At 43.2% G+C, this 24250-nt stretch carries 20 protein-coding genes and 2 tRNA genes; 15 read left to right on the forward strand and 7 right to left on the reverse strand.

Annotated features, from left to right (window positions below; translation table 11 throughout):
- Positions 1 to 2 precede the first annotated feature (2 nt).
- Entirely contained in the window at positions 3 to 2303 is a 2301-nt protein-coding gene (locus tag ACW689_RS17735) for a penicillin acylase family protein (protein ID WP_476293385.1), read from the reverse strand.
- A gap of 192 nt (positions 2304 to 2495) precedes the next feature.
- Here ACW689_RS17735 and ACW689_RS17740 point away from each other — a divergent pair, with 192 nt between their 5' ends.
- The 6 genes from ACW689_RS17740 to folX all read left to right on the forward strand — a co-directional run bounded on the left by ACW689_RS17740 (position 2496) and on the right by folX (position 9149).
- Positions 2496 to 5831 (forward strand): ATP-binding protein, encoded by a 3336-nt coding sequence (locus ACW689_RS17740; RefSeq protein ID WP_476293386.1) that lies wholly within the window; start codon positions 2496 to 2498, stop codon positions 5829 to 5831.
- Positions 5832 to 5853: 22 nt separating this feature from the next.
- Positions 5854 to 6477: a YceH family protein gene (locus ACW689_RS17745; RefSeq protein ID WP_476293387.1), complete on the forward strand. Its 624-nt coding sequence runs from the start codon at positions 5854 to 5856 to the stop codon at positions 6475 to 6477.
- A gap of 57 nt (positions 6478 to 6534) precedes the next feature.
- A complete protein-coding gene (nadE, locus tag ACW689_RS17750) occupies positions 6535 to 7365 on the forward strand; it encodes an ammonia-dependent NAD(+) synthetase (RefSeq protein WP_476293388.1) in 831 nt (276 codons plus the stop codon).
- A 140-nt stretch (positions 7366 to 7505) separates the two neighbouring features.
- Positions 7506 to 8213, forward strand: a complete 708-nt coding sequence (folM, locus tag ACW689_RS17755; protein ID WP_476293389.1) for a dihydromonapterin reductase — start codon at positions 7506 to 7508, stop codon at positions 8211 to 8213.
- Positions 8214 to 8225: 12 nt separating this feature from the next.
- Positions 8226 to 8780 carry a GTP cyclohydrolase I FolE gene (folE, locus tag ACW689_RS17760; RefSeq protein ID WP_476293390.1) on the forward strand — a complete coding sequence of 185 codons (555 nt, stop codon included), beginning with the start codon at positions 8226 to 8228 and terminating at the stop codon, positions 8778 to 8780.
- A gap of 9 nt (positions 8781 to 8789) precedes the next feature.
- The gene (gene folX / locus ACW689_RS17765; RefSeq protein WP_476293391.1) at positions 8790 to 9149 is read left to right on the forward strand and encodes a dihydroneopterin triphosphate 2'-epimerase; all 360 of its coding nucleotides are present in this window, start codon (positions 8790 to 8792) and stop codon (positions 9147 to 9149) included.
- Positions 9150 to 9166: 17 nt separating this feature from the next.
- Here the strand turns inward: folX and ACW689_RS17770 are convergent, their stop codons facing one another.
- The gene (locus tag ACW689_RS17770; RefSeq protein ID WP_476293419.1) at positions 9167 to 9607 is read right to left on the reverse strand and encodes a YqaA family protein; all 441 of its coding nucleotides are present in this window, start codon (positions 9605 to 9607) and stop codon (positions 9167 to 9169) included.
- Between the two features lie 83 nt (positions 9608 to 9690).
- On the opposite strand from ACW689_RS17770, the gene ACW689_RS17775 reads away from it, so the two are divergent.
- Positions 9691 to 10197 (forward strand): TlpA family protein disulfide reductase, encoded by a 507-nt coding sequence (locus tag ACW689_RS17775; protein WP_476293393.1) that lies wholly within the window; start codon positions 9691 to 9693, stop codon positions 10195 to 10197.
- 69 nt (positions 10198 to 10266) lie between these two features.
- On the opposite strand, the gene ACW689_RS17780 is transcribed toward ACW689_RS17775, so the two are convergent.
- Positions 10267 to 13911 (reverse strand): S8 family serine peptidase, encoded by a 3645-nt coding sequence (locus ACW689_RS17780; protein ID WP_476293394.1) that lies wholly within the window; start codon positions 13909 to 13911, stop codon positions 10267 to 10269.
- Positions 13912 to 14253: 342 nt separating this feature from the next.
- Between ACW689_RS17780 and ACW689_RS17785 the strand changes: the two genes are divergently transcribed.
- Entirely contained in the window at positions 14254 to 14703 is a 450-nt protein-coding gene (locus ACW689_RS17785) for a c-type cytochrome (protein WP_476293395.1), read from the forward strand.
- Between the two features lie 58 nt (positions 14704 to 14761).
- Here ACW689_RS17785 and ACW689_RS17790 read toward each other — a convergent pair whose 3' ends face one another.
- Positions 14762 to 15403: a cytochrome b/b6 domain-containing protein gene (locus tag ACW689_RS17790; RefSeq protein ID WP_476293397.1), complete on the reverse strand. Its 642-nt coding sequence runs from the start codon at positions 15401 to 15403 to the stop codon at positions 14762 to 14764.
- Between the two features lie 145 nt (positions 15404 to 15548).
- A complete protein-coding gene (locus ACW689_RS17795) occupies positions 15549 to 16703 on the reverse strand; it encodes an iron-containing alcohol dehydrogenase (RefSeq protein ID WP_476293398.1) in 1155 nt (384 codons plus the stop codon).
- Between the two features lie 179 nt (positions 16704 to 16882).
- On the opposite strand from ACW689_RS17795, the gene ACW689_RS17800 reads away from it, so the two are divergent.
- Positions 16883 to 17749, forward strand: a complete 867-nt coding sequence (locus tag ACW689_RS17800; RefSeq protein ID WP_476293399.1) for a LysR family transcriptional regulator — start codon at positions 16883 to 16885, stop codon at positions 17747 to 17749.
- Between the two features lie 40 nt (positions 17750 to 17789).
- Complete coding sequence (locus ACW689_RS17805) at positions 17790 to 18275, forward strand: glutathione peroxidase (protein WP_476293401.1); 486 nt, start codon at positions 17790 to 17792, stop codon at positions 18273 to 18275.
- Between the two features lie 41 nt (positions 18276 to 18316).
- On the opposite strand, the gene ACW689_RS17810 is transcribed toward ACW689_RS17805, so the two are convergent.
- A complete protein-coding gene (locus tag ACW689_RS17810; protein ID WP_070983449.1) occupies positions 18317 to 18499 on the reverse strand; it encodes a PA3496 family putative envelope integrity protein in 183 nt (60 codons plus the stop codon).
- Between the two features lie 314 nt (positions 18500 to 18813).
- Between ACW689_RS17810 and ACW689_RS17815 the strand changes: the two genes are divergently transcribed.
- Positions 18814 to 19611: a YggN family protein gene (locus tag ACW689_RS17815; protein ID WP_476293402.1), complete on the forward strand. Its 798-nt coding sequence runs from the start codon at positions 18814 to 18816 to the stop codon at positions 19609 to 19611.
- Between the two features lie 41 nt (positions 19612 to 19652).
- Here the strand turns inward: ACW689_RS17815 and ACW689_RS17820 are convergent, their stop codons facing one another.
- Positions 19653 to 20507 carry a diacylglycerol/lipid kinase family protein gene (locus ACW689_RS17820; protein WP_476293403.1) on the reverse strand — a complete coding sequence of 285 codons (855 nt, stop codon included), beginning with the start codon at positions 20505 to 20507 and terminating at the stop codon, positions 19653 to 19655.
- Positions 20508 to 20793: 286 nt separating this feature from the next.
- Here ACW689_RS17820 and ACW689_RS17825 point away from each other — a divergent pair, with 286 nt between their 5' ends.
- The 4 genes from ACW689_RS17825 (at position 20794) to ACW689_RS17840 (ending at position 24248) form a co-directional block, all read left to right on the forward strand.
- Positions 20794 to 20940, forward strand: coding sequence for a hypothetical protein (locus ACW689_RS17825; RefSeq protein WP_476293405.1), 147 nt, complete (start codon positions 20794 to 20796; stop codon positions 20938 to 20940).
- A gap of 196 nt (positions 20941 to 21136) precedes the next feature.
- Positions 21137 to 21227 (forward strand) — tRNA-Ser (locus ACW689_RS17830).
- A gap of 19 nt (positions 21228 to 21246) precedes the next feature.
- Positions 21247 to 21339, forward strand: a tRNA-Ser gene (locus ACW689_RS17835).
- A 203-nt stretch (positions 21340 to 21542) separates the two neighbouring features.
- Positions 21543 to 24248, forward strand: coding sequence for a CHASE domain-containing protein (locus ACW689_RS17840; RefSeq protein WP_476293406.1), 2706 nt, complete (start codon positions 21543 to 21545; stop codon positions 24246 to 24248).
- Positions 24249 to 24250 lie beyond the last annotated feature (2 nt).

Here is a 24250-nt window from a genome sequence, read left to right on the forward strand (position 1 = left end):
TCTCACTGCACTGATGATGCTTTGATGGTTAAATGGTGCACCACTTGCCCTGGCAATAACGGCGTTTGATCGCCGTTAGCATAGGCTTCAAAACCCGCTCGATAAAACGGTGAAAGCGGATGGCCACTTTGCCCACCAGCAACCGTGAGAATGGCATTGTCTAAAGCCCCTGGCTGGGCAATAAAGCGTTGTGAAGCACCAAAGTTAGAGCGCTGGATAGCAGGCATGAAATTATCACCAAAGGCACTTACCGAAGGCATGTCGAGTATGCCGCTTAATATGGGCATTTGACGGCTAAAAGGGTGACGTACCTTCAACGCATTCACCTCACCCCAAGACCATGCTGCCATTTGAGGTCCATATTCTTGCGTTAAGTTCTCTTTTGCTTTTTGATACGCTGCCAACTGTAACTCAGACCAACTCGTATATTCCGCCAACCAACTTGTGGGTTGCTGTTCAAGTAATTGCCATAACGCCGTTTCTAAATAACGCTTGATTGGACTGAGCGTACCGCTTACCTCACCCATTTTCTCTTCGATGGGTGAGAAAACAAGATCAATCAAGGCATCTCGGTAATATCGTACTAAGGTATAGCCCACCGAGTCAGCACAGGCACATTTGGCCCAATTCGCTAAATAATTCAGATCATGGGCATACGTTTGTTCATTGTCATTCGAGCTACTAAGCAATGCGCTAAGCTGGGCATGCCAAGGCTGCAAAAATCGCGCTTCGTTGTCTAACTGCAAATGGTTGAAGTCCTGCTCAACAAATTGATCTTTTTCAAATAAACGATCTCGGATTTGCTGCGCTCTCGCGCCCATTGCATAACCACCGTCACCAAAACGCTGGTGCTGCTGCGCAGATACAACTCGGGCGTTAGCTGTCCAGAGCTTACCTGCGCTAGGGTTGACCACGGTTGGCCTGTGATGCTCATTTTGCTGCCATGCTGCAGAATAGTCTGCTTCTAAAACGGCAACATCTGAGGGCATCGTTCTTGCGGGTATCGCCCCAGTCGGTTGCCATCCCGCATTTCCTTGAGCATCTACTATCATCATGTTTTGTACCGGAATACCAACTGATGGCGCGATAGCCATTGCTTCATCGACGCTGCTTGTATGCGCAAGGTCAAGTAATCGCATATTCACCGCATAAGGTTGGTGGGCAACCCAACTCAGTGCATATTGCTTATCTTGGATGGTTTTAACTGGACCATAGTCACTCATAGTCAGCTGATACGCACGCGACTGTCCCTTGGGTAGCTCGATTTGCTCAGTTTCTTGCCACGTTTTACTCTGACTTGTCAGCGCAACCCAATCCGCAACGTCTAAATAGCCATTGGTAAATCCCCACGCTACTTTGTTATTTGTGCCTACCACAATCGCGGGCACACCAGGTAAAGAAACCCCTGTAATTTGCACAGTGTCATCTTGGTGCTTGTAGTTAAGCTGGGCTCGATACCAAATAGCAGGCACGTTTAAGCTCAAATGCATATCATCCGATAGCATCGCATGGCCTGTTTTTGTATGCGAACCCGTAACCGCCCAGTTATTACTGCCAAAATGCACTTTAGAGGCAATGTGACTAACGCGCGCATGTCGGGTGGCACCAATTAACTCTGGAACCGGGCCGCTGTATCGCTCAAGACGAGAGCCGTCTAAAGCTGCCTGATACTTGCTCGGCTGCATTAAAAACGCACGCATTTGCTGGCCAAACAAGTTTTCAATTTGTAGTGCCGCCTGATCTCGCTCATAAGTCAGTGACTGTAAATCAAGGTACATGCTAAAAATCACCAACATGCTATCTGTAGGTTGCCACGGTTTAACCTCAGCCCCCGTCAACACATATTCAAATGAGTTCACGCCTGATTGCGCACGGCCTTCATTAACACCTTTCGCATAGGCTTCTAGCAATGAGCGATGCTCTGTGTCTAACGAGGCAACTATTTGCTCACTGCGTTTTCGAAACTGATGAAAGCGCATCTCTTTATCCAGATTTACAGCAGCCTCACCAAATAACGCACTGAGCTCCCCTGCAGCATTACGCCTAAGTAAATCCATTTGAAAAAACCTATCTTGCCCATGCGCAAAACCAATACCATATGCGGCATCACGCTGACTATTCGCTTCAATCACCGCATGTCCTAGCTGATCTCTAAATAAATGAACATCATCTAAAACGGCATCACTTTTTTGCGTACCATTCAAACTCGGTAAACTCAGTGATAGAAAGCCATACACGCCAGCGGTGGCAAACAAAAGTAAAAAGATAACGGCACTTACCAACCACTTAAAGAATTTGAACATGTCCTTTCCCCTTTTTTTGTAGTGAGGCAACTATAGTAGTTAATCAATAATTTATGACGAATTAAAAAATTTTGTCGACCACTTTACTAACTTCAACTGAAACCTTTGTATTTCGTATAATTTACGACAATTCTTTTGCTAAAACGGTGCGTGGACTATAGTTAAAAAATCATCAGCAACCATCTAACCATAATGTTTGAAAACCTGTCCAATGCACCAAGGAAGACTCGCTCAATCAAAATCGGTTTTTGGTTGTTACTGCTCGCCGTTATCGCTTTTGGTTGGTATGTCGACTCCGTAAATACCACCCGCTTAATGCAAGAAGAAAAAAGCCGCACCTACGAAAAAATCAATGTTTATAGAACCCAGCTAGAGAGTATTTTAGCGACGAATATCCAACTCGTTCGCGGACTTGCGATTGCCATGTTGCAACAAGATAAGTTAGACCAATCTTCGTTTGAGCAAATTGCCTCACCGCTATACCGCTCCAGTGGTGTATTGCGAAATATCGGCGCGGCTCCCGATATGAAATTGCAATACATATACCCATTAAAAGGTAACGAGAAAGCTGTTGGTCTTAATTACTTGTCCCACCCGACCCAAAGTGGTGCTGCGATTAAAGCAAGAGACACCGGTGAAATTGTACTCGCAGGTCCATTGACACTTCAGCAGGGCGGCCAAGCACTCATCGCGCGCGTGCCCATCTTCAATAAAAACAACGCATTTTGGGGGCTGCTGTCTGTCGTCATTGATATCGACAAGTTATTCGACCATGTTCAACTCGATAACTTAAACAATCGCTACTTAGTGGCGATTCAAGGCAAAGATGGTCTTGGTGAAACAGGTGAGTTTTTCTATGGCGACAGCAGTGTTTTATTGGAGCAACCGCTAATCTTTAATATCGCGGTTTCCTCTGGCTTCTGGAAACTGTACGTTTACCCCAGAGGAGGCTGGCATCCAGACAGTGCCGCAATATGGCCATTTAGACTTGCTTTGTTAGTCATCATTATGCTTTTTTTGGCTGCTTTTATCTTCTTCAATAAACTACTAAAGCAACTCCAAGATAATGCCCACTCACTCACTTGCATGGGCGCGCTGGCTGAAGTTGGCGCCTGGACAGTCAATCTAAAAACGCGAGAAATTACCTGGTCAGAAGTCACCAAAAAAATATTTGACGTACCTGACAACTACAAACCTTCTTGGTTAGCGACGACTGAATTTTTTGTGGCTGGTAAACACCGAAACCTGATGCAAAAAACCTTTGATGACGCCATTAAAAAAGGCGTCGACTTCGACCTCGAGCTTATGATCACAACCGCTAAAAATCACGAGCGCTGGATACTTATCAAAGGACGTACTGTTCGCCAAGGCCATTACACTAGCCAAATTTACGGCTCGGTGCAGAACATACATGCTCGCAAATGTTTGGAGATCGAACATAACAAAGTAGCGAGGAACAATGAAATTTTAGCAAAACTGAGTAGTCATGAAGCGGTACTTAATTTGCGCTTAGATGCTGCACAAGAAATCGCCATCGCCTCTATTTGCAAGGGCCTTGAAGCACAACGGGCAAGTATTTGGTTGCTTAACTCAGATGGTACGCAACTGATCCCAATGAGCTTTAGTAACGCGACGCAAGAAAGCCTACAGCACTTTCCTGCTTGGCGGAAAAAACAGCTCCCCGCATTATTCTCCGCAATTTTTAAAAATGAATTCATTCGTGCCAACTTTGCGCAAACACACGAATGCACAAAAGAGCTCAAAGACACTTATCTAGAGCCTTACGAGGTGAATGCACTACTTGGCTTTGGTATTTTTTACAAAGGACATGCCATTGGCCTACTTTGCGCCGAATATCAGCACCCTCATTTGGAGTGGGACGAAACAGACGAAAAGTTAATGAAAGCAGTTGCAGCAACATTGGGCAGTTTATTTGCCAGTAAAGAACAGCGCCATGCTCGCCAGCAAGCCATCATGGAAAAAGAGCTCGCACAGCAGTCTGCCAAAATGAAAGCCGAGTTTTTAGCAAGCATGAGCCATGAAATCAGGACGCCTATGAATGGTGTACTTGGCATGCTCGACGTTGTTTTACATTCCACACTCTCCGCTTCACAAAAGCACCATTTGGAGTTGGCGCAAAGCTCGGCAGAGTCGCTACTGACCATCATCAACGATATTCTCGATTTTTCCAAAATTGAGGCTGGCAAGCTCAGCGTTGAAAAAATTGAGTGTGATCTTGTACAAGTGATCAGCAATAGCATCAGCACTTTTGCACCCAAAGCGCATGAAAATCAAACAACCTTGTTTTTAGACACCCATAAAATGCATGTGCAGTACGCCAAAACTGACCCTAACAGGCTCAAGCAAATTCTCAATAACTTATTAAGTAACGCGATTAAGTTCACTGAAAAGGGTCAGGTAACATTGAGTTGCTATACGGAACAGCAGCAGCGTCACTGCCGCTTGTGGTGCAGTATTGAAGATACAGGCGTAGGTATGAATAAAGGCCAACTTGAAAAGGTCTTCAACTCCTTTACACAAGCTGACATATCAACAACAAGAAAGTTTGGTGGAACTGGACTTGGTCTCACTATAGCAAAGCAACTGTGTGAGTTACTTGGTGGTTCTTTAAATGCTTATAGTAAAGAAGGCATTGGCAGTACTTTCACCTTTTGTATTGAACTGCGCGAACCAGCGGAAGTGCTCCCCGTAAAATCTAACTGTGAGGGGTTAATCATCATAGATCAATTGCAATATTACCCAACAAGCAATCACTTCCTATTTGATGCTTGGGGAATTGAGTTAATCCATGTCGCCACTCTTGAAAGCGGGATGGCGATTGCAACCGACAAGCCGATTAACAACCCAGCATTTATTATCGCATACGATATTATCAAACAAGCTTCAGAAGCTCAGCTTTCTCAACTACAAGAGATAGCTAAGCGCTCCTCAGGAGGCCTTGCCGTGTTAAATGACCAATACCTTTCTTTTCATGACAAAATAGCGCTGCAAACGAGCCTGACCTTATTCAGGCCATTAACTCCTTCAGATATGTTAAAAGTCTGCCAAATCAAATCTTCGGATACTTTACTGTTAGATCAAATCACGGATATGAGCCATCTTAGAGTGCTACTTGTTGAAGACAACAAGGTCAATCAAATTGTCGCTCAAAAGCTGCTGAAAAGGTTCGATATCAACGTACATTGTGAAGAAAATGGTCAATTAGCAGTCTCTCATTTGAAAAAACTAGACACGCCTTACGATATTATTTTTATGGACTGTATGATGCCGGAACTCAACGGTTATCAAGCAACCACCCAAATACGCTCAGGAGGGGCTGGAAAACAACATCAAAGAACTTCCATCATTGCCATGACAGCCAACGCAATGCAAGGCGACAAAGAAGAATGCTTAGCCGTAGGTATGGACGACTACCTCGCGAAACCTATAAAACCTGAAGAGCTAGAAATTAAACTTCGCCAATGGGGTACAGAGACTAAACAAAGCGCCTTTAATAGCGTAGAGTAAGAAAAAAACAGCGAGTATTATCATGGAATTAAGCGATATCGAACAGCGCATCGTCGGCTGTTTACTGGAAAAACAAACCACCACGCCCGAACATTACCCTTTATCACTCAATGCACTTACAAACGCGTGTAATCAAAAATCCAACCGCGAGCCGGTCATGGATTTAAGTGAATCGCAAGTTTTAGATGGCTTGAATACCCTTGAACAAAAGCACGTTGTGTTAGTTGATGAAGCATTATCTGGGCGCGTATCCAAGTATATCCACCGCTTTTGTAACACCGAATTTAGTCGCCTTCAGTTTAGTGAGCAGCAAAGAGCAATTATTTGTTTACTGCTACTTCGAGGCCCACAAACTCCAGGCGAACTGAGAACTCGAAGTACACGTCTAGCAACTTTTAATCAAGTGACAGAAGTGGAAGCTGCCCTCAACGAGTTACAAGTGCAAGGCCATGTCAAAAAGCTGTCCCGTGAACCTGGAAAACGGGAAAGCCGCTACGTACACCTGTTTCAAAAGGAAGAAACGGCCGCCATTAGCCACTGTGCTAACGAAGATAAACTCCAAAATAGCGATTTAGACGCACTGCTAAGCGAAATCGAACAACTGAAGAAAGAACTAGCAGATATCAAACAGCACTTAGGACTTTAAATTTTCGGACAATAAAAACATAATACCCGCTTATGCACAGGCAATGAGGAACGTAACATGCGCCAAGCGATACTGGCAGAAATGCAAGTACAGCCACAAATCGATGTGGCCTATGAAATTACCCGTAGAATTGATTTTATAAAACAGCGTCTTGTAAGCGCTCACTGTACAACACTGGTGTTAGGGATCAGTGGTGGCGTAGATTCATCTACCTGTGGCAGATTGTGCCAACTTGCCGTCGATGAACTAAACGCTGAACACAATACAACGGTGTACCAGTTTATCGCAATGCGTCTACCTTACGGTGTCCAAGCCGATGAAGATGAAGCGCAGCTGGCACTCAATTTCATCAAACCAAGTAAACGCGTTACCGTGAATATTAAACCAGCCGTCGATGCGATGCACAAAGAAGCCATGCAAGGCGTCACAAATGCAGGCTTGACACTGCCAGGTACAAGCGCCATTGATTTTGTCAAAGGTAATGTAAAAGCTCGCCAGCGCATGGTAGCACAGTACGAGGTTGCAGGTCTGTCTAATGGTCTCGTGGTAGGCACTGATCACAGCGCCGAAAATATCACTGGCTTTTATACTAAATTTGGTGACGGGGCGTGTGATTTAGCACCATTATTTGGCCTATCAAAGCGCCAAGTACGTGCCTTAGCCGCACATTTAAAAGCCCCTATTGAGTTAGTTACAAAAGCACCAACGGCAGATCTCGAATGTGACCGACCGGGCTTAACAGACGAAGAAGCTCTGGGATTAACTTATGACCAAATCGACGATTTTCTTGAAGGCAAAGACGTAGCTCCTGAAGTCAGTGAAAAGCTGATTGCTATTTATCAACGTACACAACACAAACGCCAGCCAATCCCGACCGTTTACGATTAATACCACCTAGCAGCATAGCCAAGCTATGCTGTCCTCTTCCTTTTAAAAATCAACATCTCAATGATCGACAAAGCCAAACATTACGTAAAAATTACGTTATAGTTAACTTATTGATATTTTTTAGAGGAATACCCCTGTTAATGACATCTCCGATATTGATCACTGGCGCAGGACAGCGTATTGGCTTGTCGTTGGTACAGCACTTTATTGCTAATAATCAACCCGTCGTGATGACTTATCGAACTAGACACCCTGTGATTGATGAATTAGAGCAACAAGGTGTACATTGTATTGCCTGTGATTTTGAGCACCCTCAAGCACTAGAGCAACTTGAGACGCAGATAAGAATGTGTTATTCGTCTTTGCGTGCAGTTATTCATAATGCTTCAAGCTGGGACTGTGAAGCCAGCAACCCCAACTTTGCCAATTTATTCGATAGTATGATGCATATACACGCCAAAGTGCCTTATATGCTGAATCTTGCATTGACCGATTTATTACATGCCCATGATGGTATCGCTGATATCATTCATTTGACCGACTACGTCGTTGAAAAAGGTAGCCCTAAACACATTGCCTATGCAGCCAGTAAGGCTGCACTTGACAACCTGACTCGCTCCTTTGCCAGTAAGTTAGCCCCCAAGATTAAAGTCAATTCAGTAGCCCCTAGTTTGATCATCTTTAATCAACACGATACGCCCGATTACAAGGAAAAAACCTTGAAAAAGTCACTGATGGGTATTGAGCCTGGATGTATCGAGATAATTAACAGTGTAGAGCTGCTGCTCACTAGCAGTTACATCACAGGCCGCTCTATCCCTGTAGACGGTGGACGCCATTTAAAGTAAACAGAGAATATTATGCACGAAAATTTAAAAAACAGTTACTTACAGATCATTGATGCGGTTGGTGAAGATAGTTCACGCGAAGGCTTGCTAGATACCCCAAAGCGCGCAGCCAAAGCGATGGAATATCTGACTAAGGGGTATCGTGAAACCCTGACAGAGATCACCAACAATGCTGTGTTCACTTCCGACGCCGATGACATGGTGTTAGTGCAAGATATTGAACTGTACTCCATGTGTGAACACCACCTGTTGCCATTTGTGGGTCGTTGCCACATTGCCTACATTCCAAATGGCAAAGTGTTGGGGCTATCCAAATTTGCACGTATTGTTGATATGTATGCACGTCGCTTTCAAATTCAAGAACAGCTCACGCATCAAATCGCCAAAGCTGTTGAAGAAGTAACTGGCGCCAGAGGTGTTGGTGTGATTGTAGAAGCAAAACATATGTGTATGATGATGCGTGGTGTTGAAAAGCAAAACTCAAAAATGCGCACTTCCGTGATGCTTGGCAACTTCAGAGAAGACCCAAAAACGCGCAATGAGTTTATGCAGCTTGTAAAAAACTAAGGAAAGCCCATGCAAAACGCCATTATCAATATCACGAACCTAAGACTGCGAACGTATATCGGATTTAATCCGGAGGAACGTGAGAAGAAGCAAGATGTGGTATTGAATATCGAGATCCATTATCCAGCCGATACGGCTTGCGTTTCTCATGATGAAGTGGACCATGCACTGAACTACAAGACGGTCACTAAATCTGTGATCAAATTGGTGGAAGATGGGCACTTCTTGCTACTCGAAAAGCTCGTTGCCGATGTGCTATGTGAGTGCCATCGCCACAGTTCAGTTACATACGCAAAGGTACGCATTGATAAACCTCATGCACTGAGATTTGCTGATTCGGTTTCTCTCACCCTTGATTGGGCAAAGTAGCCTTAACCGAGATCAGGTTAGTTAACCACTTGCTCTACGCCTGTTGCCATCATGATGATCAAGGCGTAGCGCATGCCCTTACTAATGGTTACTAGTAGTATAAAAAGGCGCTTTTTTACCGCCATCACACCGGCAAATAAAGTCAGCGGGTCGCCAATAATTGGCACCCATGCGAATAATAAACTGACAACACCATATCGATTAAAGTGTTCTGTCGCCTTGTGTAGTCTTTGTTTTGATACAGGAAACCAAGCCGCATCTTGATAGCGTGTCATATGCATACCTAGCCAATAATTAATACAGCTTCCCAGTACATTGCCAACAGTGGCCACTAACCACAACCATACAAGCGTTGTAGGGTGTGCTATGGACAAACCCGTAAGCAAAACTTCCGATGAACCAGGTAACAAGGTAGCCGAACTGAGCGCCGATAAGAACAGTCCACCATATAACCACATAAATTTACCTACTACCTCAATTGAAATATGTTTATGCTGTTGCACTAAATACAGCACTTTTAATGTCGACAAGGACCACTATAATGATAAAAATGTTCAGTAAGTTCACGCTTGCAATGGCCGTATTAGCAACAGCATCATGCCAAACCATTGCAGAACACGGTACAGACGCGCCTGCAAAGGACTATCAAACTTACGTTCAACCCGGCGAGCAATTCAAACATACTGCGTTTACCGATAGTCATGGTCAGCCAGTCATGCTCGGTGCTAAGCGTAAGCTGGTTATTTTGTTTGCAACTTGGTGCTCTGACTCTCAACGAGCGTTAAAAGAGCTGAATGCATCGCCCCTAGTTAACGATGAGACTTTACAGATAGTTGCGATTGGACGCAATGAAGACAATGACACACTCAACCAGTTTAATGAACAATACCAACTCCCCTTTCCACTGGTTGCTGACCCCAAGCGCGAGATTTATAGCCAATACGCCAACGCGGGCATTCCTAGACTGATCTTACTCAATGAGCAAAACCAAGTAGTGCAAACATTAATAGGGGAAGAAGAGAATATTATCAGCAAACTGAAATGGTGACAGCAAACTCCTGTTATAAAAAAACGCCAGTCTAAGACTGGCGTTTTCATGTCTAACGTTTAATCAAGCTTACTTTTGCTTGCGACGACGCAGCATCGCAAACGGTGCAGCTAATACTGCAAGCCAAGCGAGTGAACCCGATGAACTCTTAGGCGCAGGAGTTACATCTGGCGTAGGTTCAGGGATAGTGTCATTCACTGTGACTGAAACAGTTGTCGGGTTTGACACTGTTCCTGACACATCACTCACTGTATAAGTGAAGCTGTCACTACCCGAGAAGCCTTGTGCTGGCATATAGTCAATAGTGCCATCTTCCTTCGGTGTTGCGATACCAAATTTCGGCGCATCAACAACAGTAACTGAAGATGCATTCAGGCTACCAGTTACGCGAACACCTTTACCGGCACTATATTCATCTGTTGAAGTCTCTGAACTTACGTTTGCTGTATATTTGAAACGAGACTCAGCAGCATCATTTTCTAGCACTGCGATGTTTACTGTTTGCTCTTCGTCGGTAGTTACCGCATCAGCGCTTGTATAATGGCTCTTATCGCTGCCCGTCACTTGGAAATCAAGCTTCACTGTGCCACCAGCAATTTGGTTCACAATATAACCTTTACCCAACGCAGCACCGGTAGGCACAGCTTCAATCATATCACCGATAGTACCGTCAGCCGTTTCTGCACCAGCAGAGTATACAGCTGGTAGCTTAGGCACATCTAGATAGTTAATACGGATTTCATCCGTACCTTCTTTAATGATCACTTGGAAAGAATACTCAGTACCATCACCATCATACTCTTGTACTTTATGCCACTCAACAATGTGGTACCTAGCGCCAGCACTGTCAGTTAGAACACCAGCATACAAGTGTCCGCCACCGGTACCACCTTCTAAATCATAGTCAGCCCAAAGTGGTGCAATCACACCATTCGGTGTTGTTTGACTCGGCATCGCCTGTGGGGCATACGCGCCATTCACATCAACATCCGCACCAACAGCGATAAAGCCATTGTCCGATACCGTAAATGCTGAATACTCTTTACCAGCAAACTTAAATGGCGCATTGACAGTAATTGTAAACTCATCACATACATCGCCACACTCAACTGGTGCAATACCAAAGTTTGTTAACGAAGTAGTTCCTAAAAAGTCTTCCGCTACAATATCAAGTGTGCTCTTATCAACCGAGCCTTTCCAGTTAATCGTATTACTTACTGGGTTCACACTTACTTGGCCGACACCTGCAAAGGCACTCTCTTCAACCACCGCATCTGTGAAGTTAATATCAATATTAAACTCACCAGAGTAAGCAATGTTTGTAAACTCTACTGACAAATTCGCTGGCGTTTGAGAATTCAGAGAATCCGCATCAACATTGGCAACCAACGCACTTGCATTGGATGTTTCATTGTCGTAAACAGCAAACGGTAAATGTGCCACTTTACCTGATGTATGTGTCCATACAACGTGACCAAAGTTCCAGTCTTTAACTGCGTTATAAGTTGTATCAATATCTAGGTTGAAAGTCGCTTCTGCGCCCTCTGTGCCCGCTGCAGTTAGGTTAATTGTTGATGGCGATAGTGTAATTTCAGCACCATCCATATCAGTCACAATTTTACCTGTCCACTCACCCGCTTCATCCATCATATTGGTCATGGTGTTCGTGAAGCTACATACAGACAAACAGCTTGGGTCCGCATATGAGCCCTTCGCGAATGTCACCGCCGCACCCAGTGCGCTAGGCACATCTAAACGACCTGCACCCACATCAAACGCATCGGCTTTGGTCACAAGATCTTCTTTATGAAGACCGTCCATTTTAGACGTACTCATTAATGCTGTTTTAATTTGAACCGCAGACCAATCTGGTTTGCTTTGTTTCATTAATGCTGCAGCACCCGCTACGTGCGGGCTCGCCATGCTTGTACCTGTTTTAGTGCTAAATGTTAAGCCACCATCTTCATCTGGAGAAACCGCTGAAAGAATATCAGTACCCGGCGCTGCAATATCAGGCTTAAGGAAACTCGGCTCTCCATTTGGACCACGAGAGCTTGATGTGTTAACCGCGTCGGTGAACTTCTCTAGTACCGTTCTTGTTACTTGAGGGTCCATAGTCGCCACTAGCGTTTCTTCAGCCGCTTGCAATACTTCTAGAATTTTCTCACCATCTTCTAAACTGACTGCCGATGCTGGAATTGGTGCCTCATCCATAGACATACCCATCGCACCGCCAGGTGCGTTGTTATGGATGATAATGGCTTTCGCGCCTGCCTTTGCTGCATTTTGCGCTTTAGTAGTAAACGCACATGAGCCACGAGATACTAAAGCGATTGAATCAGTAAAGTTCACACCTTCTGAATATTCATTACAGCCTTCAGCATTTTCAGGATCTGCAAAATGTGCTGCGACAAGCGGCAGTTGTATCGTGTCACTAAGTAGGCCATTGCTACCTTCAACACTTAAATACGATTCGCCTGCAATCTCAATTGTTTGCGAAAAGAAACGACCAGTTTGGGTATTCGCAACTGTCAACCCTGATTCAATACAGCCAGGGCAGCCGATTGTTTGTGCTCCGTTGCCGTCATTACCCGCAGCAGTAACAACCACGACGCCAGCCGCTTCAGCCGCTTCAAACAACTCAACATATGGGCTTGATGCAGGGTTACCACCGGCGCCACCACCCCAAGAGTTATTGATAACATCTGCGCCATCTTTAACAGCAGCCTCTAACGCAAGCGCTAAGTCACTGCTTCTGCCGCTCGCTCTGCCACTGGTTGTATGCCAAAGCGCTTTATAAGCCATTAAATAGGCTGCAGGTGCAACACCAGAAAGCGTGACATCTGAACCTTGGAAAGTAACATCAACTTGATTACCAACCGCAGTACCTGCTACGTGTGTGCCGTGAGAGTCATAACCAAACGGGGTCATGTATTCATCAGGGTGTAAGTTACTGGTTATTGGCCCAAACCAGCGTGCAACAATGAGCTTGTTGTTACAAAAGCTAGCATCACCCGTCGATGCACGACAGTAATCTGGGTTAGTAGCTAAATGATCTAACTGTTCTTGAGTAAACTCTGGGGCAGCCATACCTTCGTCAGAGAACATTGGATTTTCAGGGCGGATACCCGAGTCAATTATTGCAACTTTAACACCTTTACCCGCTTCAGATTGACCGCCTAATGCTGTCCAAGCCTCAACCCCTTTGACCACATCAAGAGAAGCATCCATTAGGGTATGATATTCACTGTCTAAAAATACTTTTTTTACACCAGGGAGTGCCGCTAATGCAGCTTGCTGACCTTCTTTACCTTCAACAACAAGCGCGTTAAAAAGCGTATTGAAAGACTTTACTGACTTAGCACCAGTCTTTGCTGCAATCGTTGCAGACATGGTCTTTTGTTGTTTTTTTAGGTAAGTACCATATTGAACCGCTGCGCGTGATTTCAAATTTAATTTATCATCGCCCGCTGCCTGTGCTGAGGTCGCAGAAAAACCAGCAACACCACCACTGTAAGTTGCTAGAGGCTCATCTTCCAACTGCACGATATAACGAGTTTTAATCTGTACATTCTTTTCTTGTGAGTATTGTTTTGCCGAAGACAACTCTGGTTGGAAGGCTTTATCGAAATTCGGTGCTGCTATTGCGCCATGCGAAGCAAAGGCAAATCCAACAGCTATAGCGACAGCTGACATTCTTATTTTGTTAGACATGTTTTCCCCTAGGACTTGTTGTTTACTATGTGTTGCTATTTTTTTTATAAGCGAATGGGCATTTAATATAATGTAAATATGTGACTATTAGCAATACATGAAAAAGTTAAACGCATACAACTGTTCACAAAACAAATACAAACATGACTAATCCAATGTTTTTAAAGTAATTTGTTTTGTGAAGAAAAGTAAATGTGACATACTCCTGTCACATGAAAGTGAATGGTTTATAAACCCAAGTTTAAAAGTTATATTCCTTCGCTCACCCACCTTATTCACTTGCGTTGACATTTTTTTTTACGTACAACTAAGGTCTTAACTTTTTATGGAGTATTTAAAGTAATGAAAAAGCTTGTAGCGACCGTTATCGCTTTAACAGGATTCATATCCTTAGCGAACGCAAACCCTATTTTTGAAAAAAGTGAAGATGCTATTGAATACCGTAAAGCAGCTTTTCAGCTTATCCGCTATCAAATTGGTGATATGGGCGATATGTTAAAAGGTAAGGTACCTTTTGACGCGGCACGCTTTGCGCAACGCGCAAACAATGCTGCGTCTTTATCTAATATGCCTTGGGAAGCATTTATTGAAGGCTCTGATAAGGGTGACACAGATGCCCTACCAGCTATTTGGAAAGACAGAGCAACGTTTGATAAAAAAGCACAAACATTTGCCAACTATGCACAAGAGTTGGCTGTCGCAGCAAAAACAGGTGACAAAAAAGTGATTGGCCCGGCATTTAAAAACTGGGCTAAAGGCTGTAAAGACTGCCATAAATCATTTAAAGATTAATAAAAAAGAGCAGCATAAATAAGCATTATGCTGCTCTTTCGCTATTCAGTTTTGGCTACTAGCTCATTAAAGCCTTGAGCGGCTCCGCTCCCCAAGTACTTAAAAGCAAAATACTCAGCAAAATAAAAATACCATAAGCCAATTTGCCAGAGCGCATTTTAGGTTGCGCAACCTGAGTGTCTTCGACACCTGTCACCAGTGTTCTTACTAAGTTTTTACCTTTCAAACGGTACACGACAATGGCCAAAATATGTACAGCAATTGCCACTAGTAAGATCTCAAAATTCTCATGATGTATTTCAGATGCAAGCTCACTCCATGCTGACGACACATAAGCAACCAAAGGTCCTTCAACCAAAATGTCATCGGTGGTCATCAACCCGCTTAATAGTTGCACGATAAGCAACACAAAAAATAGCAATATCATGTAACTACCAGCTGGATTATGACCAATGCTTTGTTGCTTGTTTTTTAATGTTGCGATAACTGAACTTGGTGAGTGAAATAGTGCGCTTAACTTTGCCGTATCACTGCCGATCACTCCCCAAATCAATCGCGTCGCTATCAGCGCTAAGGTCAAATATCCTGTCACAAAATGTAGCTCTAAATACCCTTCTTCTCCACTGACATACAATGCGGCAATCGCTAATACCAGTAACCAGTGAAACCCTCTGATAAACCCATCCCACACTTTGGTCATTTAATCACCTCCCGCTTAACAAGTGCTTGCTTTCAAGATACAACCTTATCAAATAACACGAGCAAAAGTATCGAAAATACGCTTGCTTCTTAACAACAAAAAAGCCTTTGGGGTCCCCAAAGGCTTTTTTATTTATAATTGTTATCTACACACTTTTGCGTAATATTTCACGGCTCTTGTCTGGCGTCACCGCTTGATGCTCACCCAAGGCTGTCATGCCATGACGTTCTAGTTGCGTAACAATTTTATCGGCCACGTCTTCATTTAACCCATAGTCACTCAATTTCGTGGGCATATGAACACTGTGAAAGAACGCCTCCGTTTTAGCGATTGCTTCCTCAATTGCTGTTTGCTCGTCAATAATATCTAGATTTAGAACACGCTCAGCATATTGTAAGAGCTTTTCTTTTTTAACATCTTTTTGCTCGGCCATCATACGCGGTAATACAATTGCTAGCGTTTGTGCATGATCTAACCCATAAACTGCTGTGATCTCATGGCCAATCATATGGGTTGCCCAATCCTGTGGTACTCCCGCACCAATTAAGCCATTCAGCGCCATTGTTGCCGACCACATGACATTAGCGCGTACCGAATAAGGTGCTTGCTCATCGAATACCTTGGGACCTTCTTCCATTAGAGTCATTAACAGTCCTTCAGCAAAACGATCTTGCACCTTGGCATTCACAGGGTAAGTCAGATACTGCTCCATTGTGTGAACAAAAGCATCAACCACTCCATTCGCCAATTGACGCTGTGGCAATGTTAACATCACATTTGGATCTAACACCGCAAACTTAGGCTGTACTAATGGCGTTGCAAACGGTAGCTTATCATTCGTCTCCTTATTAGATACAACGCTAAAACTATTCGACTCCGATCCAGTCGCTGGCAAGGTCAATACCACACCCAACGGTAATGCATCTTCCACCAGCGCACCTTTAGCCAAAATATCCCATGGCTCTCCATTGAACAAAGCCGCTGCCGCGATAAACTTACTGCCATCAATAACGGACCCCCCCCCAACCGCTAAAATAAAGTTGTAACCATGCTGTTTAATAAGTTCGACCGCTTGCATGCAAGTTTGATAGCTTGGATTTGGCTCTATACCCGAAAACTCTCCCCAGACATGTTCAGAAAGAGCTTCAGATACTTGATCATAGACGCCGTTTTTCTTAATGCTGCCACCACCATAGACAACAAGCACTTTGGCATCACTGGGAATGCTTTGTGATAAAGATGCGATTTGATTTTCACCAAAGTGAATGTGAGTCGGATTTACAAAACTAAAATTAAGCATGTACTTGCTCCATTGAAACGATATAGCTCGGCTACCGTTGCTATATGTCGAATAATATGTGTAAAAAAGTTTAGCCAAAAAACCTCATCACTAACAGCACGCTCACACAAAGCACTTTTGCTACACAGCAACAATAAAGGGAATATAATAAAATTACATACCTCAAAGAGTATTAATGAATGAATTGGCAAGGCTTAGATGTATTTCTCTGTGTGATTGAATATGGCAGTTTTAGTAAAGCGGCTGAGAAATTGGATGTTTCAACTTCTTATGTCAGCAGACAAATCCAACAACTTGAACAACGCCTAGGGACTGTACTGATCCAACGTACTACGCGTACCCAAAACCTAACAGATGCGGGACGCCAATATGCAGCCAAGCTAAAAGTCATCCAGCAAGAGTTGGTGGATGCAACTAATCAAGTGCAAGGTGTACAAAATACACCAAAAGGCCTGATCCGTATTGCGGGAGCTGGCGATTTTGTTGCCAATCAAGTCGCTCCTCGTATCGCTGAATTTTTACAGCGTTACCCCGAAGTAGAAGTCGACTTAGAGTTTAACAATCGCAATGTAGACATCATCGAAGAAGGTTTCGATTTGGCAATCCGCTTTGGCCAGTTACAAGACTCTAATCTAATAGCGCGTAAGCTTTACCAAAGACCAATGACATGGGTTGCCAGCCCTGAATACCTTCAAAAAAATGGCCCGATAATGCACCCCTATGAATTACAAAATCACAATTGCCTAACCGGCATTCATAGCCGTTGGCGCTTTATGATTTGTGAGCAACTGGAAGAGCTGAAAGTATCTGGTAACTGGCGCAGCAATAACCCTTATGCACTGATCAACGCCTGCCGCAGTGGCCTTGGAGTTGCACACTTGGCCAAAGACATTGCTCAGCCATATATCGATAACGGTCAACTTGCGTATATTTTAGAACCCTTTCAAGTCAATGATGGCGCAACATGGTTAGTCTATCCCCGAAAAGACCTCATGCCTTATCGAGTTCGCTTACTCATTGAACATTTACTCGATAGCTTTACATAACGATGATATTGTTAAATAAATACATTTAGGATCAGCTACCATGCATGAACTATATCAATTTTCAGCAAACACTTTGCAAGGCAAAGCTTTTGACTTTGCTTCATTAAAGGGCAAAGTCGTTCTCATAGTTAATACGGCTAGTCAATGTGGCCTGACACCGCAGTATGAAGGGTTACAAAAGTTACATACTGAATATGGCGAACAAGGTTTGGTGATCTTAGGCTTTCCTTGTAACCAATTCGGTGCGCAAGAACCCGGCACTGCAAAACAAATACAAGAAGGGTGCTTGATAAATTATGGTGTCGATTTCACCATGATGGAAAAGATTGAAGTGAATGGTGCACATTCACATCCTCTATTTGTCTATTTAAAAGAGGCATTGCCCGGGTTGTTTGGTAAGAATATCAAGTGGAACTTTAATAAGTTTTTAATTGGTAAAGATGGCACGCCACTTAAACGATTTGCCCCCATTACGAAACCGGAGAAACTAACAAAAGCTATCGAACGTGCACTCGCAGCAAGTTGACTTTATTGGTAGTTAAAAAGGAGGCTATCGCCTCCTTTTTACTAATCGAGATAATCGAAATCATCTTCACCTAAATTTTTGCGCAAACGCTTTTGTTCAAGATAGTCATCGAGCTTTTTCTTTACCTTCCGCTTTTGCTTATCATGCTGATTACGACCGAGGTTCTCGTACTCGTCATCTACAAAATCATCGTCAAGCGCATCATAAGAAAATGTCTTACCCACAACCCACTCCAATAAGTGTTAAATAAATAATTAATCGGCACGGACATGCTGTGCAGCAATGAACACGGTACCTAAGTGTGTATTTAGCTGGAAATCAGCCATCTTGGAAGTGAGAGTTTTTTATCGTTTTAATTAATTTATTTTATTGATGATGTTAGTTTAGTCAAAGTTGCTAAATATTAGTCAAAAATATTATTCAATGTACACCCCCCATACTGAGGTAAAAATATAAACCAATGAAAATAAACAAGTTTAAACATTGGCATCTATTTTGATTAATTAACCACATATCAATCATCGACAGGATACACATCATGAAAAAATTAGCTTTAGTTGCAGCGTTATCGGTTAGCTCGGCTGCATTTGCACATTCACCGTCTGACGAGCAGTCTATCTCATTTAATTCAGATGAATGTTCCGTAGACTTCAAAAATGACGTACGCATTACACCCGATGAGCTATTGATCACCCAAGCATCGAACCAAAGTAAATTACGCATAACTGATGCGGGGGTTATGTATATCGATGGTAAAGAAATCCAGCTCAACGAAAATCAACAACAAGCTGTCGTGAACTATGCGGATGAACTGCGTGCACAGTTACCGCAAGTGGCGAACATTGCCATAGAAGGTATTCAATTAGCAGGTGTTGCATTGAATGAAGTAGCCACTGCATTTGAGCTAAAAGAACTGGGTTCTCTGAGCACTTTATTGGAAGAAGTACAAACAGAAGTGAGTACTACTTTCTATCAACAAGGCGCCTTTGTGATGGGTGAAAAAACATTCAATGACTTCGGTAGCAATTTTGAAGAACAGTTTGAACAGCGAGTCGAGGCGGCTGTTGAAGGGGCTATGATGGAATCCATCGGTAGCATTTTGATGGCTGTCGGCTCTCAAATGATAAACTCTGGCGGAGACATGGAGAAGTTTGAGCAAAAAATGCACAACATGGGTGAGCAGATTGAAAGCAAAGTTGAAGCGCAAGCACAACAAATTGAAAAACAAGCCCATGCGCTATGTGACCAGTTTGCACTCATAGCAAAAACAGAAAGCCAATTAGAGACGCAGATCCCTGCGATGTCGGGCTACAAGCTGTTCTCAGTTAAACACTAATTTAGGCGTATCTCCCTGTAGTCGGCGTCAGCCGACTACCTTCATTTATCACTAAGCGATACCAGTAACTTTATTGCTCTGGGTGCCACGCACACATTAGCAGGTGTTTGCCCAATAACCTCTCCATCTGCCTCAATGTCTAAGTGAGGTGTTTCAATGTGAAAATGAACTATCTCCGTTTTAGATACGCAGTTATGAATTTCGTGCTTGGAGATAAGCATCAACATAAAAACCATTAGGCGTTCAAATATAGATTTGGGAGATAGTTGTATACATGTAAGCGTCCCATCGCTTGGATCTGCACTCGGCACACTCTCAATACCAGCTGCAAAGTATCGACCATTTGCAAATAACAACATCATGGTACTTTGCCTTTGACTGGAAAAGGGTGAATTGACTGTTATATTTGAAAAACCAAATAAACGCTTTAGCCCCTCCCACAGGTAGCTCAATCCATGGCGCTTACGTGTCGCAGAAATACCTTGTACCACAGCAGCACTAAAACCAAGCCCCATCATATTGATAAAATAACGACCGTTCACGCAACCTAGGTCGATATAAGTAATATTTTCGCAAAAGAGGCTATGACGCCACTGAAACTGAGTCAATCCAAATTGTCTTGCAAAATCATTACCCGTTCCTGATGGTAACAACGCGAGCCTACAATCTAGTTCAACGATTGCATTCACCACAAGATGAATCGTGCCATCTCCCCCTATAACAACAACTACCCCTTGTGCTTTAGCCAAAGTACGAATTTCTAAAACGTCTTTTTCAAAGTTACCCGAGGTGAAAAACCACTGCGCATGCAGTTTTTTTTGCGTTATTTGCAACTTCAACCAACTAATTTGAGATCGCGTCGACTTACTACGACACGGCTTCACGACAACCAGCAAAACAACACCTTAATAATAAAATTAATTAACATGAATATTTAGTCACTTTGAACCATAAAGAACATACAAAGACAAAAGTAAAGACCTGATTTAATTAAAAAACAGCTCACAAACTACATTTTTAAAAACGAATAAATTGGCAAAAAACAAATTAAGCCCCATCAATTAAAAAAGATATGTATTAGTTTTTTCTATTTGAAAAGTACAATTTTTATTGTTTTATTTTTGTTCTCGCTGCATGCAAAATAACCATGTTTTCAACCAACCCTATATTGCAGGAGTCAACATGATTAATTCAGCTGCTGCGTGCAGCAACACGCAAGCCAACACTATTAACACGAAAACGAAAGAAAAAGCACCGTTTGATTGGATGGCATTTCTTAATCGTTTTGGCAAAGCGCTCGCACTTAGTCATGTATCGCAGTATAAGTAAGCGTTTTTGAGCTTGAGTGCCGCCCCCAAGCAAGCGGCACTTTGACATTTTTTCAGCAAACCTTTTTCTCAAGCATCTCAATTTACTTCATTTTTGACCAGTTATTAATAAATCTTCGCATTTTAGTTTAAATTTTAGGCAAACGGTTTAAAAACGGTTTACAGAGACAAATTCACTCAGTATTATCTTTGCCCATGGAGAGATGGCTGAGTGGTTGAAAGCACCGGTCTTGAAAACCGGCATACGTTAATAGCGTATCTAGGGTTCAAATCCCTATCTCTCCGCCATATTTCATAGTTTTGCGTCGGAGAGGTGGCCGAGTGGCTGAAGGCGCTCCCCTGCTAAGGGAGTATAGGGTTTGTAGCCCTATCGAGGGTTCGAATCCCTCCTTCTCCGCCATTGCTTTAAAAAAACCGCTTTTAATAAAGCGGTTTTTTTATACCTGAAATTTACTCACCGAAAAATACATACCCAGTGCAAATCTCTCTTTGCACAAATGAATTCATACGCTACTTATTGATAAGTTTGAAGAAGTCACATACCTTGTAGATGAAAGGACTATACTGTATTGCGACAACATACGATTAATAATTAAGAACGATATGAAATTCAAACAAGCTTGGCAGGCACGACTCAGTTATCTTTTTTTATCTGGCGGATACGTACTCTTTGGCAAACTGCTGACAGTCTTTGCTTTTCAAGATCAAGTCTTACCCATTTGGTTGCCCGCTGGCTTTGCTTTGGTTGGCGCTTTTCTTTGGGGCTGGCGCTTTATACCTGGGCTGGCCATTGCTTCTATTTTGTTTAACTGGTCTACGGCTCATGATTGGAGCTTATCTGCACTTAATTTAGCGAATGTGTCGGCTGTTACTATGATAGCAACCGGTGCGGTATTGCAAGCTATGCTCGGTGGGTACTTACTGCGCGCTTGGCTAGGTCACCCACTGCAGTTAAAAAGCAGGTTACATATCGCTTATTTTGTTGCTCTTGTAGGGATCACCATTAATTTGGTTTCTGCCAACATTGGCGTGTTTGCACTGAGTCTATATAGTACTGAATATAGCTTCGCCAATCATTGGAATAATATGTTGGCTTGGTGGCTGGGTGACTCGCTTGGAGTACTCATCGGCACCCCCGCTTTGCTAATGCTATTACAGCCTTGGCTAAGTAACACACAAAAATTAAATAATGTTGTAAGTACTTTTTGCGCCTGTATCGTGCTATGTGCATCCGTTGCCTTTACCACTTACTTATACAATCAAAGTAACTTAAAAAGCGCCAACATTAATGCTCAGCGAGAAGCGCAGATCATTGAGAACATTGTTTATCGCTATGTAAATCGCAGTATGCTCGCGATACAAGCACTCTCCAACCAATTACAATCGAGAGCCCAATTCTCACAAACTGAGTTTGAAGCGATCGCTGAACGACTTAAAAATAACTATTCGTTTTTGCGCGCGTTATCATGGAATGAGCGCATCGCACCATCTCAACGTGAGCAGCTCGAAAACGAGCTTTCGGCCTTGTATGGCAAATCTACGCAAATAAAAGGGGAGCCCATTGAGGCAGGTGATCCTCTCGTGGTCGTAAAATACATCTCACCATTGAATGGTAATCAAGGTGCCCTTGGCTTTAATGTGTACTCTAAGCCAAGCAGAAAAGCGGCGCTTATCCGTTCAGCTATCGCCACAGAACCACAAGCCACAGATATGATTTACTTGGTACAAGATAACCGCCCGTCACCCGCTTATTTATTGTTTTCTCCCGTTTATGATATAAACAGTGACGATAAAAACATGCAGATCCGAGGCTATGCAACCGCGGTAGTACAAGTAGAAACACTGCTCTCTGAAGCTTTAAAACAAGCGCAAGCCAAATTATTCAATGTCACGTTTTATGATCTCAGCAACGATGATATTTTTTACCGAAATTACGATTTGGACAACAAAGTACAAGATACGATGGTGCGTGGCGCCACGTTGTTCATTGCGGGTCAAAAGTGGCGCATGGAATTGTCCGTAAAAGGAGAATATGCATCGAGGCTTAACCAGCAGCTCACGTTGATGTTACTCGTACTGCAACTGAGTATTACCTCTCTCATTATTTATATATTGCTGCTTTTCAATTACCAACATCACGCATTAAATGATTTAGTTGAGCAGCGCACACGCTCTTTAGCCAAAGCAAAGCTACAATCCGACAAGGCAAACCAAGCTAAAAGTCGCTTTTTAGCCAATATGAGTCACGAAATACGTACTCCATTAAATGCCGTGATAGGCTTTGCTTCTCTTGCAAATACCACCCATAACGCCAGAGAATTGTCCGAATACATAAAAAAAATTGGCTCTGCATCTAAAACCTTACTTAACCTCGTCAATGACATCCTCGACATTGCAAAAATTGAGTCGAACCGTTTACACATTGATATACACCCTTTTGATTTGCAAGCGCTCATCAATCGGGTAGATACCATGTTTGCATCGAACGCCCAATCTAAGAGCATTGCTTGGCAAGTCACCCATAACCTGTCTGGGCCAACCTGGATTTTGGGTGATGAAATGCGTATCGAGCAGATCTTAATCAACTTGTGCAGTAACGCGATTAAATTTACCCCTCAAGGCAGCGTGACTTTTGATGTATATGCAGAGTATGGCACCAAAAAAACCAGTATCACTTTTACTGTGACAGACACAGGTATTGGTATTGATGCGCAAAAACAGCAAACAATTTTCGATGCCTTTAGCCAAGCAGACAACTCTACTTCTCGTAAATATGGCGGAACCGGCCTTGGCCTTGCAATTGCAAAAGAGCTTAGCGAGCTGATGAGTGGAGAGTTAAAGCTACAGAGTGAAGTAGCACGAGGCAGTTGCTTTACACTGAAGCTCTGTTGTGAAAATACGACCATTCAACATCAACATATTGAACAAATAGATACTTCTCAAATTCACGGTTTACGAGTGCTGGTTGCGGAAGACAACCCAGTAAACCAAGTCGTTATCAAAGCAATGCTCAATTCCTTAGGGATACAACATGAAGTAGTTGCAAATGGTAGAGAAGCCGTCGAAGCCATACACCAAGATACTTATGACATCGTTTTAATGGACTGCCAAATGCCAATCATGGATGGTTATCAAGCCACTGCCGCAATCCGCCAGTTCAAGAGCAGCGAAGAATTACCCATCATTGCATTGACAGCCGATGTGATGCCCGAAGACAAAGCCCACGCATTAGCCATTGGTTTTAATAGACATCTTGCAAAACCGCTTGAGCGGGATAAGCTGGCTACATGCTTGGCAAATTACTGCTAATG

The organism is Pseudoalteromonas sp. ABE4_541 (assembly GCF_056312285.1).